This window comes from Streptomyces canus 299MFChir4.1, assembly GCF_000383615.1.
Classification (GTDB): Bacteria; Actinomycetota; Actinomycetes; order Streptomycetales; family Streptomycetaceae; genus Streptomyces; species Streptomyces canus_C.
The window spans coordinates 1-14,185 of the sequence record NZ_KB911629.1 but is presented as its reverse complement, the minus strand read 5'-3'; the positions used below and the strand labels follow the sequence as shown (position 1 = coordinate 14,185).

At 67.9% G+C, this 14,185-nt stretch carries 12 protein-coding genes and 7 pseudogenes; 11 read left to right on the top strand and 8 right to left on the bottom strand.

Annotated elements, in window-relative coordinates:
* Nucleotides 1-18 precede the first annotated feature (18 nt).
* Nucleotides 19-822 (top strand): GntR family transcriptional regulator, encoded by an 804-nt coding sequence (locus H293_RS0143935; protein ID WP_259294684.1) that lies wholly within the window; start codon nucleotides 19-21, stop codon nucleotides 820-822.
* Nucleotides 823-1,071: 249 nt separating this feature from the next.
* Here the strand turns inward: H293_RS0143935 and H293_RS0143930 are convergent, their stop codons facing one another.
* Complete coding sequence (locus H293_RS0143930; protein ID WP_020124133.1) at nucleotides 1,072-1,974, bottom strand: fumarylacetoacetate hydrolase family protein; 903 nt, start codon at nucleotides 1,972-1,974, stop codon at nucleotides 1,072-1,074.
* Nucleotides 1,975-2,223: 249 nt separating this feature from the next.
* Here H293_RS0143930 and H293_RS0143925 point away from each other — a divergent pair, with 249 nt between their 5' ends.
* The 5 genes and pseudogenes from H293_RS0143925 (at nucleotide 2,224) to H293_RS0143910 (ending at nucleotide 6,102) form a co-directional block, all read left to right on the top strand.
* Complete coding sequence (locus H293_RS0143925) at nucleotides 2,224-3,138, top strand: VOC family protein (protein ID WP_020124132.1); 915 nt, start codon at nucleotides 2,224-2,226, stop codon at nucleotides 3,136-3,138.
* A 435-nt stretch (nucleotides 3,139-3,573) separates the two neighbouring features.
* The gene (locus tag H293_RS54065) at nucleotides 3,574-4,320 is read left to right on the top strand and encodes an antibiotic biosynthesis monooxygenase (protein ID WP_078612873.1); all 747 of its coding nucleotides are present in this window, start codon (nucleotides 3,574-3,576) and stop codon (nucleotides 4,318-4,320) included.
* Nucleotides 4,321-4,699: pseudogene (locus H293_RS56175) on the top strand (transposase); the annotation flags it as partial.
* A 99-nt stretch (nucleotides 4,700-4,798) separates the two neighbouring features.
* Nucleotides 4,799-5,113 (top strand): putative quinol monooxygenase, encoded by a 315-nt coding sequence (locus H293_RS54060; protein WP_020124130.1) that lies wholly within the window; start codon nucleotides 4,799-4,801, stop codon nucleotides 5,111-5,113.
* Nucleotides 5,114-5,292: 179 nt separating this feature from the next.
* A complete protein-coding gene (locus H293_RS0143910) occupies nucleotides 5,293-6,102 on the top strand; it encodes an IclR family transcriptional regulator (protein WP_020124129.1) in 810 nt (269 codons plus the stop codon).
* Nucleotides 6,103-6,762: 660 nt separating this feature from the next.
* Here the strand turns inward: H293_RS0143910 and H293_RS0143900 are convergent.
* Nucleotides 6,763-7,284 carry a cupin domain-containing protein gene (locus H293_RS0143900; RefSeq protein WP_020124127.1) on the bottom strand — a complete coding sequence of 174 codons (522 nt, stop codon included), beginning with the start codon at nucleotides 7,282-7,284 and terminating at the stop codon, nucleotides 6,763-6,765.
* Between the two features lie 325 nt (nucleotides 7,285-7,609).
* Nucleotides 7,610-8,620, bottom strand: a pseudogene (locus H293_RS56170) (alcohol dehydrogenase catalytic domain-containing protein); the annotation flags it as partial.
* A 442-nt stretch (nucleotides 8,621-9,062) separates the two neighbouring features.
* Between H293_RS56170 and H293_RS0143895 the strand changes: the two are divergent.
* Nucleotides 9,063-9,242, top strand: a pseudogene (locus tag H293_RS0143895) (IS30 family transposase); the annotation flags it as partial.
* A 7-nt stretch (nucleotides 9,243-9,249) separates the two neighbouring features.
* Here the strand turns inward: H293_RS0143895 and H293_RS60905 are convergent.
* Nucleotides 9,250-9,971, bottom strand: a pseudogene (locus tag H293_RS60905) (IS3 family transposase); the annotation flags it as partial.
* Nucleotides 9,946-10,170 carry a hypothetical protein gene (locus tag H293_RS60900; protein ID WP_259294683.1) on the bottom strand — a complete coding sequence of 75 codons (225 nt, stop codon included), beginning with the start codon at nucleotides 10,168-10,170 and terminating at the stop codon, nucleotides 9,946-9,948. The pseudogene H293_RS60905 and the gene H293_RS60900, both read right to left, overlap by 26 nt.
* Before the next feature lie 207 nt (nucleotides 10,171-10,377).
* On the opposite strand from H293_RS60900, the pseudogene H293_RS56155 reads away from it, so the two are divergent.
* Nucleotides 10,378-10,536, top strand: a pseudogene (locus H293_RS56155) (transcriptional regulator); the annotation flags it as partial.
* A 57-nt stretch (nucleotides 10,537-10,593) separates the two neighbouring features.
* Here H293_RS56155 and H293_RS53340 read toward each other — a convergent pair.
* Nucleotides 10,594-11,381: pseudogene (locus tag H293_RS53340) on the bottom strand (LysR substrate-binding domain-containing protein); the annotation flags it as partial.
* A gap of 2 nt (nucleotides 11,382-11,383) precedes the next feature.
* Here H293_RS53340 and H293_RS51505 point away from each other — a divergent pair.
* From H293_RS51505 to H293_RS0143855, 3 genes and pseudogenes are all read left to right on the top strand, one after another.
* Nucleotides 11,384-11,665 (top strand): annotated as a pseudogene (locus H293_RS51505) (inositol monophosphatase family protein); the annotation flags it as partial.
* A 639-nt stretch (nucleotides 11,666-12,304) separates the two neighbouring features.
* On the top strand, nucleotides 12,305-12,958 hold the full coding sequence (locus H293_RS0143860) for a YeeE/YedE family protein (RefSeq protein WP_020124120.1): 654 nt from the start codon (nucleotides 12,305-12,307) through the stop codon (nucleotides 12,956-12,958).
* Nucleotides 12,958-13,374 carry a YeeE/YedE thiosulfate transporter family protein gene (locus H293_RS0143855; protein ID WP_020124119.1) on the top strand — a complete coding sequence of 139 codons (417 nt, stop codon included), beginning with the start codon at nucleotides 12,958-12,960 and terminating at the stop codon, nucleotides 13,372-13,374. Before H293_RS0143860 ends, H293_RS0143855 begins: the two co-directional genes overlap by 1 nt.
* On the opposite strand, the gene H293_RS53335 is transcribed toward H293_RS0143855, so the two are convergent.
* Together H293_RS53335 and H293_RS51495 are read right to left on the bottom strand one after the other, a co-directional pair.
* On the bottom strand, nucleotides 13,344-13,865 hold the full coding sequence (locus H293_RS53335) for a transposase (RefSeq protein ID WP_106968576.1): 522 nt from the start codon (nucleotides 13,863-13,865) through the stop codon (nucleotides 13,344-13,346). The two genes, H293_RS0143855 and H293_RS53335, sit on opposite strands and share 31 nt — an antisense overlap.
* A 3-nt stretch (nucleotides 13,866-13,868) precedes the next feature.
* Nucleotides 13,869-14,185: integrase core domain-containing protein (locus H293_RS51495; protein WP_020124117.1), on the bottom strand; the 317-nt coding region annotated here is incomplete at its 5' end.

Here is a 14,185-nt window from a genome sequence, read left to right as displayed (position 1 = left end):
GACGGGTACAATTCCACCGTGAGCAGGGACACCGACGCATCGTCGACAGAGCCGGAACCGGGCGGGCCCGTGAGTGTGGTTGACGGCACCCTCCCACCCGGTGCGAACCACGGGGCGGCCGCGACCGGACGCCGGATGGCTCTCGACGTACACGGCCGGCTGCGGGCGATGATCCTCCGGGGCGAACTGGCGCCGGGCTCGGTGCTGCTCCAGGCGGAGATGGCCCGCAGGCTGGGGGTCAGCCGCACTCCGATGCGTGAGGCGTTCCGGCTCCTGCAGGAGGAGGGTCTCATCGATGCCCGTCCCGACCAGCGGGCCCGGGTACGCGCGGTAGACCCTGAGGACCTGGACAGTGTCTACGGGGCCCGCATCATGTTGGAGACCCTGGCCGTGACGACGACGGCGAAGAGGCTCACGGGCGCCGACCTCGACCGCATGAGCGAACTGCTGGAGCGCATGAAAGCCGTCGCCGACGACGAGGAGAAGCCGGACGAGTGGTACGCCGCGCACCATGAGTTCCACCGCGTGACCACCCAGGCCGTGGGAGCGCAGTTGCAGCGCTCGCTCTCCTCGCTCGCCGAGCACAGTGACCGCTATGTCCGGCTGGCCCAGCTGGGCGTCCCGGGATCCCGCGCCCGGGCTCAGCAGGAGCACGAAGCGCTGCTGGCCGCTCTGAAGACGAACGACGAGGCCCAGGCCGCCCGAGTGGTCGCCCTTCACCTGGCGCGTACGGCGCTGAGTGTCATGGCCGATGTCGCACCGGAGTACGAACCCGCCACCACACGCTCAGCGCTCAGGATCGCCGGCGGCGGACCGGCCTGACGACGGCGGACGGAGCCGGGCATCGCTGCTGCGGCTCACGTCCCTGACGGCGGCTCAGGGAGGACGGACCGAGGCCCACAGACGGCCGCCGCTGGCACCTCGGCTCGGCGGACGCCGGTCGGGGCGGGCGGGCCGCGGGTGTGTGCCCGCCGGGGCGCTGGGTCCAAGACCGCCCACGTCCCCGGTGGCTCTGGGGAGCGCGAGCGACCGCAGGCCCCGGGGACGTCCGGGGAGCCACGGTGTGTCACATCAGGCCGCTGCCGCGGTCACCACCGTGTTGTGCAGGCGGCCGATCCGCTCGATCTCCACGACGATCTCGTCCCCGGCGCTGAGGTACTCACCGCGCGGCGTACCGCACCCCGCCGGCGTGCCGGTGAGGATGACGTCGCCGGGCTCCAGCCGGGAGACGCGGCTCGCGGCTGCGATGACCTCCGGGATGGGCACCATCATCTGCGCGGTGGAGGAGTCCTGCTTCACCACCCCGTTGACGCTGAGCCGGATCAGAAGGTTCTGCGGGTCGGGCACCTGCCAGCTGGGCACGAGCCCGGGGCCGAGCGGGCAGAAACCGTCCTGCCCCTTGTGGCCCAGCCAGTCGAAGGCGAACGGTTCCGCGACGGGCAGCGCCGACTTCAACCGGTCCCGGGCGGAGATGTCGTTGGCCGCGAGATACCCGGCCACATGGTCGAGCGCCCGCTCGGGGGAGATGTCGCGGCCCGGCCTGCCGATGACGACCGCCAGCTCCGCCTCCCAGTCCACCCGCGCGCCGGCGTACGTGGGCAGCGGCACCTGATCGCCGGGGCCAGTGACCGTCGTGGTCGGCGGCTTGAGGAAGAAGAACGGTTCGCCCAGCACACCAGGGCGCTCGATGCCCATTTCAGCGATGTGGTCCCAGTAGTTGGCGCCGGCGCACATCACCTTGCCCGGGTAGGTCAGGGGAGGTACGAGCCGGGCGTCAGCAATGGTGGAGGCCGATGGCGTCCAGGCTCGCAACCCGGACGCCACGTCGTCCCAGCGGCGCAGCGCCTCCAGCAGCGTCACACCGGCGGTCTCGGGAGGGCCCTCGACGATGTTCCCGCCGATCAGGGCGCCAACGGCGATCTTGTCGGAGTCTCCGGTTCGGTACTGCACCAACGACCAGTCAGGTGACTGCATGGCTTCTCTCCAGCGACGGTTTATGTGAGATGGCATGACCAACATCCAAACCATAGTGCATACACATTGCGACGGGAAGGGTGAACCTCGCGCAGAGGTGAGTGTGATGGCGTAGGTCCATAGCGTGATCTCCGGCGAGGATCCTGAGAAGACCCTCACGAAACGGCTGGACCCTACCCGAAGAGGTGCATACACTTAAGGCTTGGTGAGTGTCAGATCATGACTCACCGGAACTATGAGGAGATAGCCATGCTGCGTGTCATCGGTCTGTTGCACTACGGACTCCAGGTTCCCTCCCTGGACACGGGACAGGGTTTCTACGACACATTCGGACTACGGACCACTGAGCGGGACAACACCGTGGTGGTCCGCTGCGACGGCCGGGAACAGGACCAGGCGGTCCTGCTGGAGGGCCCGGTCAAGCAACTGCACCACGTGGCGTTCGCCGTGGAGCCGGGTTCACTGCCCGACTGGCAGCGTCATCTTGAGGGTCTCGGCGTACGACTGCTCGACGCTCCGGCTCAGCTCCCCGGGGGCCTGTGGTTCCGCGACCACGAGGGCAACCTGCTGAATCTGCGCGACGAACCACTCGGCGCCTGGCGGGACTTCGCGACCGCGGAGGCCCACGAGACCAACTTCGGCGGCCAGATCCGCCGCGTCGACCATGCACGCTGGCTCACCGCGGCTGAGGAGCCCCGTCCCCGGCGGCTCGGCCACATGCTGATCTTCAGTACGGACCTGGACGCGTCCGAGGCGTACTACACCCGCACGCTGGGGCTCCGAGCCTCCGATCGCATCAGGGGCATGGCGACGTTCATGAACTCCGGGCCGGGTGACCACCACGTCTTCGGTTTCGTGCCCGCGACCCACCCCGGCCTGCACCACTCCAGCTGGGAGGTCGCCGACATCGACCAGATCGCGATGGGCGCGCAGACGATGGCCGCCGCCGGTCACAGCCACGGCTGGGGACTGGGTCGACACACCCTCGGCTCCAATTTCTTCCACTACATCCAGGATCCGTGGGGCAGTTGGATCGAGTACTCCAGCGACATGGACTGCATCACGGATGCCTGGAAGGCAGGCGACTGGGACTGCCCGCCCGCCGTCTGGAGCCCCGAGATGCCGGCCGACTTCATCATCAACCAGGAGCCGAAGGATTCCTGAAGGCTCCCTTGCCCGCTCAGCCCGCTCCCGCGTGATTGACGGTCCCGGCCTGCTCTTCGATCCCGGAGACGCGCCGTGCCCCAAAGCCGCCAAGGGCTCATCAGAGAAGCCGGAATCCCACTGAGTGGGACATCCGCTTGGCTTCGGATGTTCAGGCAGCAACGCTTGTCGCAGCGGGACAGGACAGCCGCGCCGACAGGGGAAGCCGCATCGGCCATGCGGCCACCCTCGGCGACGTCAGGGCCGCGCCTCACCCCGAGCGTGACGTGGCGGCCCCGGTCGTCATACGGACAGCGGTAGGCGCACACCGCGAAGCCCCTGTCCGGCGAGTTCGCCGAAGCAGGGGGCGCAGAGCCTGCCGGAGCGTCGGCGCAAGCGGCGGCTTCATGTACATGGCCACCGCACAGCCAGAGCCAATAAAATGGAGGAGCTTACATGCCTGAGACTCCAACGGACGACGAAATCCTGCGTGTTCGGGCCGGATCTGACGTCGTCACAGCCATCGAGCAGTTCAGTATCCCTGGAACCCAGCAGGCTGCCGCGTCCGCGAAAGACGGCACCGGTGCGGAACAGCCACTGGGCAAGCCTTCAACAGCGCGCACCGATGAGCGCGTGTCCGAGGCCCAGATCGAGAGCGCTGTCGCCTATCTGCGGAATGAGCTGAGCGCGACCACCGGATTTGTCGCCGGGCTGCTCCTGGTAGGCCAGAGTGGTGAGTTGGTGCTGTACAGCCAGTGGACCCCGCAGGCGGACGCCCCCGTCGAGGTGCCGGCGGAATGGTCCCTCGCTCCGGCGGTGCAGGGACTGGACCGTATCGACTCCCGTACCTTCGGCGTGGACTTCACCGCGCCTGACGACCTGAGCGAGGCATCGCTCAAGGCCACTCCGCATGCCCACTTCGGGGTATTCACCGTGGAGCCCGACAAGCAGGAGCACCTGCTCGAACTGGCCCGTGAACATGCCCCGACCTCCATGGGAGTCCCGGGACTGACCACGATCAATTTCCACCGCAGTCTCGACGGGCGGCGCGTGATCAACCTTGGACTCTGGTCAGGCTTCGGGGAGTTCGAAAATCTCCTCGCCCGTCCGAGTTTCGCCCAGGGCGACGAGTACTGGATCGGCGTAGCGACGTTCCGGCCGCGCTTCTTCGAGGTCGCGGCGGTCGTCACCGCTTCCCGTTGACTTCCGGTGGCACCGCAAGCACCAGTCGAAGCCCTCACCTTGACGCCGGGGATCGCGGTCAGGACCGCCGCCACCTCGCTGGTCACCGTCGGCGACGGCACCGGCTTCCCCCACCGCCGCCCACCTGGCCTCTTACGCCGGCCTTTCCCCGACCACGAAGTCCTCGGGAACCTCGATCCGCGGCGAACACGCACCCAGGGGCGGCACCCGGCAGCTCGAACGCGCACTGTTCCCGTCCACGTTCGCCGCGCTGCACGATCCCGCCCCCCGCACCTCCTACGACCGACGCCGGGCCCGAGGAAAGACCCACCCCCCGGGGCCCTCCTCCGCCCGGCCTGCCAACGCGCTGTTCGCGATGGTCCGCGACGGCACCTTCTAAGCCCCCCGACCCCCACGCCTCGCTTGACGAAAGACATAGAGGCACCCCCTACGCAGGACCCCTCCGCACAGTAATGCATTCGACGAAACAGGAGATGAAATGCCGGAACTTGCCATTTGGGCGACCCTCAAGGTACTGCCCGGTCAGCAGGAAGCCGCCGAGAAGTTCTTCGCCTTCTCGCGAGAAGTCCTTGATTCGGAGCCAGGGACAACCAGCTTCTTCGCCGTCAAGATAGACGATGAAACCTACGGAATCTTCGACACGTTCACCGACGAGGAAGCCCTGAAGGCCCACATCGACGGACCGTCGGGGAAGGAAGCGGTGGCCGGCCGCGTAGGGACCATCTTCGTCGGTCCGCCGGTCATCACAAACAGCGTGGTCATCGAGCGTGGCAGCGAGGGTCTTCGGTCCTGAGCTCGTCGTCGCCTGCCGAGTCCCCGGCCACAGGGGGCTCGGCAGGCCGTCTCACAGCCGACCGCCACAGGTCACCGGAGCCGAACGGTCACGGCAGCGGCCAGGTAACGACGTTTCACCCGCGATCAGTTGGTGATGAGTGGGACTAACGTGTCCCAAGTGAAGGAGTGGAAGAGCCAATGAGTCCCAGCAGTCGGGACTGGGACAGCGGTCCGGGCGCCGACGCGGAGCCGGGCTCCGATGACCGGCCGCCGCGGTCGGGCGCGCTGGAACGAGCGGACGCGATCCTGGGGGCGTTCGACGGGAAGCATCGTGAGCTCTCCCTCACCGCTCTGGTGCGCCGGTCCGGGCTGCCTCGATCGACCACCCACCGCACGGCCGAGACCTTGATGAGACTGGGCTGGCTGGACAAGCCCGGGAGCAACTACCGCATCGGGAACCGGCTCTTCCAGATCTCGGGTCTTGCCCCCGTGCGGCATCAACTGCGAGAGACCGTGCTGCCCTTCCTGCAAGATCTCTACGCCGCCACCCGGCTGACAGTGCAACTGGGCGTCCTGGACGGCACTCAGGTGCTGGTGGTGGAACAGATCTCGGGGCATCGCCCGATGCCGATGCTCTCCCAGGTCGGCGGATTCGTCCCGGCGCACTGTTCCGCGCTGGGACGGGCGATGCTCGCCTACTCGGCTCCCGAAGTGATCGACGCGGTTGCCGAGGCGGGTATGGAAGCGCGCACGGCCCGTACGATCACCACGGCGACGGGCCTAAAGCGAGAGCTGGCGGTGATCCCGCACCGCGGCTGGGCGCTGGACCATGAGGAGGGGAAGGTCGGCGTCAGCTGCATCGCGGGCCCGATATTCGGTCCGGAGGGCGAGGTCGCAGCCGCGTTGTCCATCACGGGCCCGACCAGTCTGGTACGGGCCGAGAGGGTGGGACCCGCCGTACGACTTGCGGCCGCCGCGGCGACGCGGGCGTACTACACGCGCCGCTGACCACTCGGGCCCCCGGCGACGGCTGTCCCGTTCCGCGGGACATGTACCGTCCCGGCCTGCCGCCGAAACACACATTGCCGCGACGGGCACCGAGCCCGGGGTCGCAACCGTCAGGTCGGGTCGCGTCGCCGTCGCGGAAAGGGCTGTCATGGATCCTCAACACCAGCAGGTCGGCGAACAGTTGCGCCATCAGCGCGAAGTCGTCACGTCAAGCAGCGGCGACTTCGTCGGAAGTGGCGCCCTGGGTATCTATGTGCCACTCGCCGGCCGGGACACGTAAGGCGCGTACTCCCTGATCGAGTACATGATCCCCGCCGGCCAGAACGGGCCGCCCGCTCACATCCAGAGTCGTGAGGACGGGTTGTTCACTTGTACCACCGGCCGGATCACCGTCGAGCTCGACGGCCTGATTCACCGACTTTGCGTCAGCCCTTGTCCTTATCGGACTTCATGAGGACACGCCATGCTTCGCCATGATCTCCGCCTTCTTCACCCTGTCCCGTGGACCGGGCGGCAGCGCGCTGAGGTCACGGTAGTAGTCCTCAAGGCCGGGAGGGGAGACCACTGCCAGGCGCGGGAGACGAACGTGTCAATCGACGACGCCCCCCCATGGCTCCCGCGAGCCGGCCGTCTCACCTCTCCCTTGACTGGCCGCGGTCGTCAGCCGCGGCCGTCCTGGAGTCCTGTGAGCTGATGGATGTCGTGACGTTCCCGGATCCGCTGTACCTCGTCGGCGCCCGGCGTGCCGGCGGTCTCCTTCAGCAGCGCCACCAGTTCCTCGAAGTAGTCCTCATGCCCCGAGGGTGCCGACTGGAAGAGCATCCTTGCGGGCTCGCCGGTGAGGTTTGCGAAGGCGTGCGGGACGCCTGCGGGGACGAACAGCAGCGAGCCGGGACCACCACGCAGGAACCGCTGCCCGGTGGCGGAGACCCAGTCGTGCCAGTCGCCCTCCGTGCGCTTGACGGGCTCGAAGGCCAGGAGGTCGAGTGTGCCCTCCAGCACGTAGAAGAGCTCTTCCCCGCGGGTGTGGACATGCGCCCCCACGTCGAAGCCGGGCGCGATGTCGATTTCGAAGGTGGAGGTCAGGGCCGACTCGCCGCCAGCGACCTTGAGGGTGGCGTGCAGACCGCCTCCGGCTATGACGCGTCCTGCTCCAGGAGGGAGCATCGCACCTGTGGACATGGGTTCTCCGTAAGGTGTTGGGCGGCCCCGGAGGGCCGGGTGTGGATGATGGGTTCTTGCCTTCAGTGGCTTCGAAAGAGTGGCCGCGCGGTTCTCCCGGGGCGCCCTGGCTGCTGATCCGAAGATCCCCCGTCTGCGCTGGGCAGGAGCGTTCATGTGGCCTGCACGGGTTGGAGGTTGACCTGGTAGCCGAGCCGGTTGAGCTGGCTGACCAGACGGCCGGTGGCGCGGGTCTTGTGCGTGCCCTTGAGGACGTGGGCGTCGCCAGCCGGCGTTCTCGAGATCGTGGGTGAACATGGGGTCCCTCAGTGGTCAGGACGACTCGGCCAAGGTTGCCGTCGTCCTCCAGGTACGCGTGTGCCTCGGCCGCCCGGGTGAGCGGGAACGAGCGGTCGACGACGGGACGGAAGCCGTCGGCCCCGGCCCCCCACAGCGCCGAGATGCTTGCCGCGGTGCCGGTACGCACGCCGAGGCCGCGCTGGCCGCGCAGATAGAGCGACGTCAGATCGAGCCGCACCTTGCCGCCGAGAAAGGCTCCCGAACTGACCGCCGTGCCCAACGTCCCCACGGAGGCCATGGTGTTGTCCCAGATTGCGGGATCGCCGAGGCCGTCGATCGCCGTCCGGACGCCCTGCCGGCCGGTGAGGGCCATCACCTCATCGACGAATCCGGAAGCCGTGGGATCAAGGGTGGCCACCGTGCCCAGCTCCGCGAGCGCGGCGCGCTTGTGTGCGGAACGTGATGTGGCGATGACCCGGGCGCCCAGGTGGTGGGCCAACGCGACGGTCAGTGAGCCGAGAGCGGACGCCGCGCCCTGCACCAGCAGCCTGTCGCCCGGCGCCATCCCGGCCTGGGTGAGTTGGTTCATGGCCACCGGACCGGACAGGGCCAGGGCGGCCGCCTCCGTCGCGCCGACACCATCAGGGGCGAGGCGAACGTTCGCGGCCGGAACCACACTGTAGTGAGCGTATGCGCCGGGCCGATGCACCCCGATGATCTCCATGGCCGGGCAGCCGTCGGAGCGCCCGCCGGCGCAGAAGCGGCACTTTCCGCAGGTGACCACCGGGAAGACGGCCACCCGGTCACCGACGGACAGCGAGGAGAGTCCGTCTCCCACACCGGCAACGGTCCCGGCGTGTTCGGCGCCGAGGATGTGCGGGAGGCGGAAGCCGGTGTGGGGATGCGTGCCAGCGCGCGAGCCCACATCGAGCAGACGGCCGACGCTGAACGCTCCCACCCGTATGAGTACCTCGTCCCTGCCGGGTCGTGGTGTGGGCACCTCCCGAGCAACGGGTACTTCCGGCGACCCGAATCGGTCGAATGCCACCGCCCGCATGGTCGGTGCCACTTCAAGACTCGGCTCAGGCCACCCGGCCGGGATGGGGCTGACGTCAGGGTGAGCCGGTGTGCCCAACTCGGTGGTATGCCGCGGCATCGCGACCTCCTACTGTGTCGAACCTGATACTGCACACACTTACCGAGTGTCAGTCAAGTCGAGTGTGTGTACAGACTAGCCCAGTCGGAGGTTGGTGAGGCAGAGGTTTCTCTAGAAATGAGCCCGACAATACGTCGCAAACCATGCTAAAAGGTGAGCTAAGCCTAGCGAGAAAGGCTGGTGCCGGGATTCAACCCACAATGAAAAGTGCATCCACTTTAGGCAGCTGAGGGGTGCTGGCGTGTACTCGTCAGGCCAGACGGCCCAGTTCGCGTGAGGCGACGGTCACCGTCTCGTGCAGCACATCCGTCACCTGGCTGAGATGCTCCGGCGTACCAGCGCTCTCCGGCAGTACTTTCCGAAGGGCGCGGACCTGTCGCGCTGGGGCATCGACGAGCTCCAGGCCGTCGCCTTCACCCTCAACAACCGCCCCCGCAAGACCCTCGCCTGGAAGACCCCCGCCGAAGCCCTCAACGAGCACCTGCTATCCCTCCAGGAAGCTGGTGTTACGACGACCGGTTGAGTCCAAGCTGACTGCCCCTGTCCGCGTGGAAGATCACCCCGTCCACGCGGCCGCTGCGGGTCGCGAGGCCATCTTCAGGGCGTCGATGACCAGGTCGGCCCGCATGTGGGTGGCCATCGAGTAGCCGAGCACCCGGCGTGAACAGATATCGATGACGCAGGCGAGATACAGCCACGAGCCGCCGACCTGGTCATGTGTGATGTTGCCGCACCATTTCTCGTTCAACTGCCGGGCGGTGAACTCACGTTGGACGAGGTCCGGAGCGGGCGGGGCGAGCCGGTCGGGGACGTGGTGCGTTTGCGGCGCCGCAGGTGACGGCCCTCGATGCCGTGCCGCCGCATGAGCCGCTCGACGCGCTTGCGGTTGACGTGTGCCCGAAGCCCCGCAGCTCGGCATGGACGCGCCGCACGCCGTAGGTTCCCTTGTGCTCGGCGTGGACCTCTCGGATCTCCGCGACCAGAGAGTCCTCGGCGGCCTGGCGGATCTCGCGAGCCTTCGCGCCGGCGAGCCACCGGCAAAAGCCCGAGCGCGAAACCGGCAGGACCTGGCATATCCGCTTCACGCCGAACTCGGCGCGGTGGATGGAGATGAAGTCCCAGCGGCGGGTCATGCCTTCATCTCCGTGGCGAAATAGGCCGCTGCCCGGCGCAGGATCTCGCGTTCAAGCTGCCATTCCTTCTCAGCCTTGCGGAGCCTGCCGACCTCAACCTGCAGCCGGGCCAGTTCTTCGTCCCGGCTCACCCCGGAGTGCGCCCATCAGCCGCTGGCGGGTGCCGAGCATCCCGTACCGGCCGCCCCCACCGCCCGTGAAGGCACGCAGCCCGCCGCCGTAACCGCCCATCGCAGCGGGAGAATTCATGGCGAGTGCGGCGCCGAGCTCGGAGGTGTCGCCCGGTATGTGGGTGCCGCCGACCTTGGCGTAGCGCATCCGCGTCGCCGTGCGACGGCGAAGGTCGTGATCCCGGTCAGCAGACGGCGGTGCCCGGCCGCACCCGCAATGGCGAGGACATCGATCAGCAGGATGCGCTCGACCATCAGGTCCGGACCGTTGGTGATGGTGGCGTCGATGGCGATCCCAAAGCCCGGCGGGCACGTTCGCGGTCGGCAGTGCGGGCGAGCGCGCGGTAGGCCAGGGTTCCGGGCTTTCAATGTGCCTCGCTGGGAGCCCATCGTGGCTGCCTGGGCCGCCGGTGACGATCAGGGGTTCGACGACGCCTGGGTCGACCAGATCGTTGATTTGGGCTCGCAGCGGGGTCAGTACGAGTATGTCACCAACGTCGGCTTCGCCGCATGACCGCGCTCACGGAACCTCTCGGCCGCCGTCGGCACGCTGATGTCTTCACCTGAGCTGTCAGCCGGCCGCCTGGTTCCCCCCTGTCGCCGGACTGGCCAACGCGGTTTGCGCCAGATCGCGCAGCCAGACGTGTGCGGGATCGGTGTCGTAGCGCTGATGCCATGACAGGTAGACCGGAGCGGGCGGCAGTTCGATCGGCAGCGGGAGCAGGGCCAGACCGAGATCCGCGGCTGCTGCGCGCGCTGTGGACTCCGGGACCGTGATGAGGAGTTCGGAGCCCCGCACGAACTCCAACGCGGCCGCTTCGGTGGGTGCCGTCGCCCCCACGCGCCGGGTGTGGCCGAGCTGTGCGAGGGCGTCGTCGAGCATGCTGCTCAGTTTGCCGCGCCGCGAGATGGTCAGGTGCTCGGCTGCGGCGTATTGCGCGGCGGTGACCGTCTTGAGCCGGGTGAGCGGGTGGCCGCGACGCACGACGACGACGTGATGGGTCTGGGTCACCCGCTCGGCATGGATCTCGGGGGCGGTGGGGCGGTGGGGCGGTCGGCGTTCGCGGCGAGGTCGACCTCGCCGCGGCGCAGCTCGGGGGTGTCCATGCTCGATTCGGCGATGAAGCGCAGACGCACGCCCGGCGCCTCGCGGAGTACGGCCGTCAGCAGCGCGGGACCGCTGAGGGCGACGAGTGCGTCGTGCCAGCGGAGTGTGAAGGTGCGCTCGAGCGTCGCGAGGGCGAGGTCGCGGCTCGGTGCCAGCACACCCCGAACCTGTTGCAGCAGTTCGTGCACCTGCTCCCGGACGGCGATGGCGTACGGCGTCGGTGTCATCGTGCGCCCGGTACGGACCAGGATAAGAGCTTGCAAGCGGGGCGTTGCCGCCTGGCGAATGGTGGGTCGTGGACCCGACCGAGGGCAACATCAACCGCCTGCACGGCCTGCCGGAATGGGCGGTGACCGCCACCCTCGTGCGCGACAACCAGCCGGTCCTCACCGCCGTCCACCTCCCGCTGACCGGGGAGACCTACACTGCGCTCACCGGCGCGGGCGCGCACGTCGACGGCCGACCGTTGCGCGTGTCACCCACCGAGGACCTCGGTCTGAGCCTCGTGGCCACGAGTCAGGCCAGCCCACTGGAGCACCGGCCCCCTCGACCGCACCCGCCGCAGCAGCAGACTCGAACGGCTCAGCTACCGACTCTCCGCCTGAACGAATTGCGCAGCAGAGTCGTCGGCTGATGCCGGGGCCGACTCACACCTACGTTGATGGTGATAACCAGTCAGTGCTTGAATAGGTGATCACGTTGACGGCATGTCAAGTCCGGTGAAGGTCGTGTGCTGCGACGCATCATGACTTCGCTCGGGCGAGTGACAGAGACGGACACCACGAACCGGTAGCCACTCCTCTTGCGGGTGGGCGGGTTCGTGTGGGAAATGGGAAAGCATGGGTTGCTTGCACGCGGCGGAATGTCCTCTTTTCCCGCACCTGAGATCAAGCCTGCAGGGCTGGCGCGACCACTACTGCGACAGCGAACAGGGGTGGCGTGACTGTGCGCGCTACAAGATGTCGCTCACCGGCGAGCGCGTGCCGGTCGCCCTGCTGCCGAACGGGCGGACCGCGCGCTACATCGACCACACCCACGCATCCGCAGCCGACCCGTCCGCTCCCGCTGGCTCCGTTTTGCAGCCGACGGACCACCTGGTCCCAGCCGGCCGACGACTGACCGGATCCGAGCGCAGTCGGCTGAGGCGGCTCATCGACTGGATGAAAGGCTCCGCATGAGTGCCTACTGGCCATGGTGGGCGGGTGCTGCCGGACTGGCCGCACTGACCATCAGCTACACCCTCGCCACCGATCGGTCCTTCGGAGTTTCGGGTGCGTGGGACCGGGTGCTGCACTGGCATCGCGAACGCGACCTCGAGCGGGCGGACGAGGAGTTCGCCGACGAGCGCGCTCTTGGCGCCGCGCTCGTCGCGGCCACCGACGACCACTTCGGCGCCACCTCCGCCGCGCCGGTTCCATCACAGGCATCGAACAGGGAACCGTCACCGGCCCCGTTCGCCGGACCGTTGGCGGGTGAGGATGTGACGGTCACGCGTCAGCGCCCGGCCCCGTTGGTCACCCAGGCCGCCCTGCTGATATCGATCTTCGTCGGCGGGCTGATCGCTTCCCTCGCCTCCGGGCGGTTCCACCTTCGCCTCGACATGGGCCCGGGGTTCCGGAACCTGGTCACCGCCGATCCGATCGGCATGGTCGCCCTGCTGTTCGTGGGAGGCGTGCTGGTCGGCTTCGGTACTCGGCTGGCCGGTGGCTGCAGCTCCGGCCACGGCCTCAACGGGTGCGGTCGGCTCGATCCCGTCAGCATCGTGGCAACCGCCACATTCTTCGGTACCGCCGTCGCTGTGTCGTTCCTTTTGTGGAAGGTGGTCTGATGCGTACCCGGGGTGGAATCCTTCTGGCCAACATCATCACCGGGTTGGCACTCGGCTTCACCGTCACCAGCATCGGCTTCGGGGACTACACGGAGCTGAACCGCATGTTCACCTTCCAGGACCCGCGCATGCTCCTGTCGTTCGCCGGCGCCGTCGCGATCATCGCGTGCGTATTCGCTCTCCTCCGGATCCGCCGCACCCGGGGACGCATCCACGCCGGGGTGATCCCTGGGGCGGTGCTGTTCGGTACCGGCTGGGCGATCTCCGGTGGTTGTCCGGCAATCCCGATCACTCAGGTCGCGAGCGGTTACCTACCTGCCCTGGTCACGATCACCGGAATCGTCGTCGGCATCCGGCTGTGTCGCTGGGTCAGGTCCCGGTACCTTCACTTCGACAACAATTCGTGCGGACTTTGAGACTGATTGCGGCTCTGCTGCGCAATTCGTTTAGGCGGAGAGTCGGTAGCTGAGCCGTTCGAGTCTGCTGCTGCGGCGAATGCGGTCGAGGGGCCGGTGCTCCAGTGGGCGTCGAGTCTCAGGATGTTGAGTGCGGTGGCGGAGAAGGCGTGCTGGAGGCGGACTTTCGGCAGGCCGCGGTAGCGGGCCTGGCGGATACCGGTGATGTCGAGGGCCTGGTTGATGGTGCCCTCGACGCCGGCGCGGAGGGCGTACTTGTTCTTCCAGGCGTCGGTTTTCTGTCCGGCGCGGGCCCGGGCGAGGTTCTCGTGGAGTTCCCCGGGCCGCAGGGTGAGCATGCGGCGTCCGGGTTTCGAGGCGGTGCACTGCTGCTGGAAGGGGCACTCGCGGTAGGTCAGGACGCTGAAGGTGATCACGATGGCGTCCTTGCCGTGTTGCTTGACGGGGTTCCAGTGGGAACTGGTCGGGCCTTGACCCGGATTTATGGACACGGGCTATGCGGCTTGGGCCAGGGTAGTTGCTGTCGTGGCGAGTGCCGTCTCGTAGGCGATGGGGCTGCGTTGTCCGAGGTGGGAGTGACGGCGTCGGGTGTTGTAGCGGTTGAGCCAGCCGAACGCGTCGAGTAGGGTCTCGCGTTTGCTGGGCCAGGTCTTGCGGCCCTGGAGCGTCTCGCGTTTGAAGGTCGCGTTGGAGGACTCGGCGAGTGCGTTGTCCGCGCTGGAGCCGATCGCGCTCATGGACTGGCGGACGCCGGCTTGACGGCAGGCGTCGGCGAAGGCCCGGCTGGTGTACTGGGCTCCGTGGTTGGTGT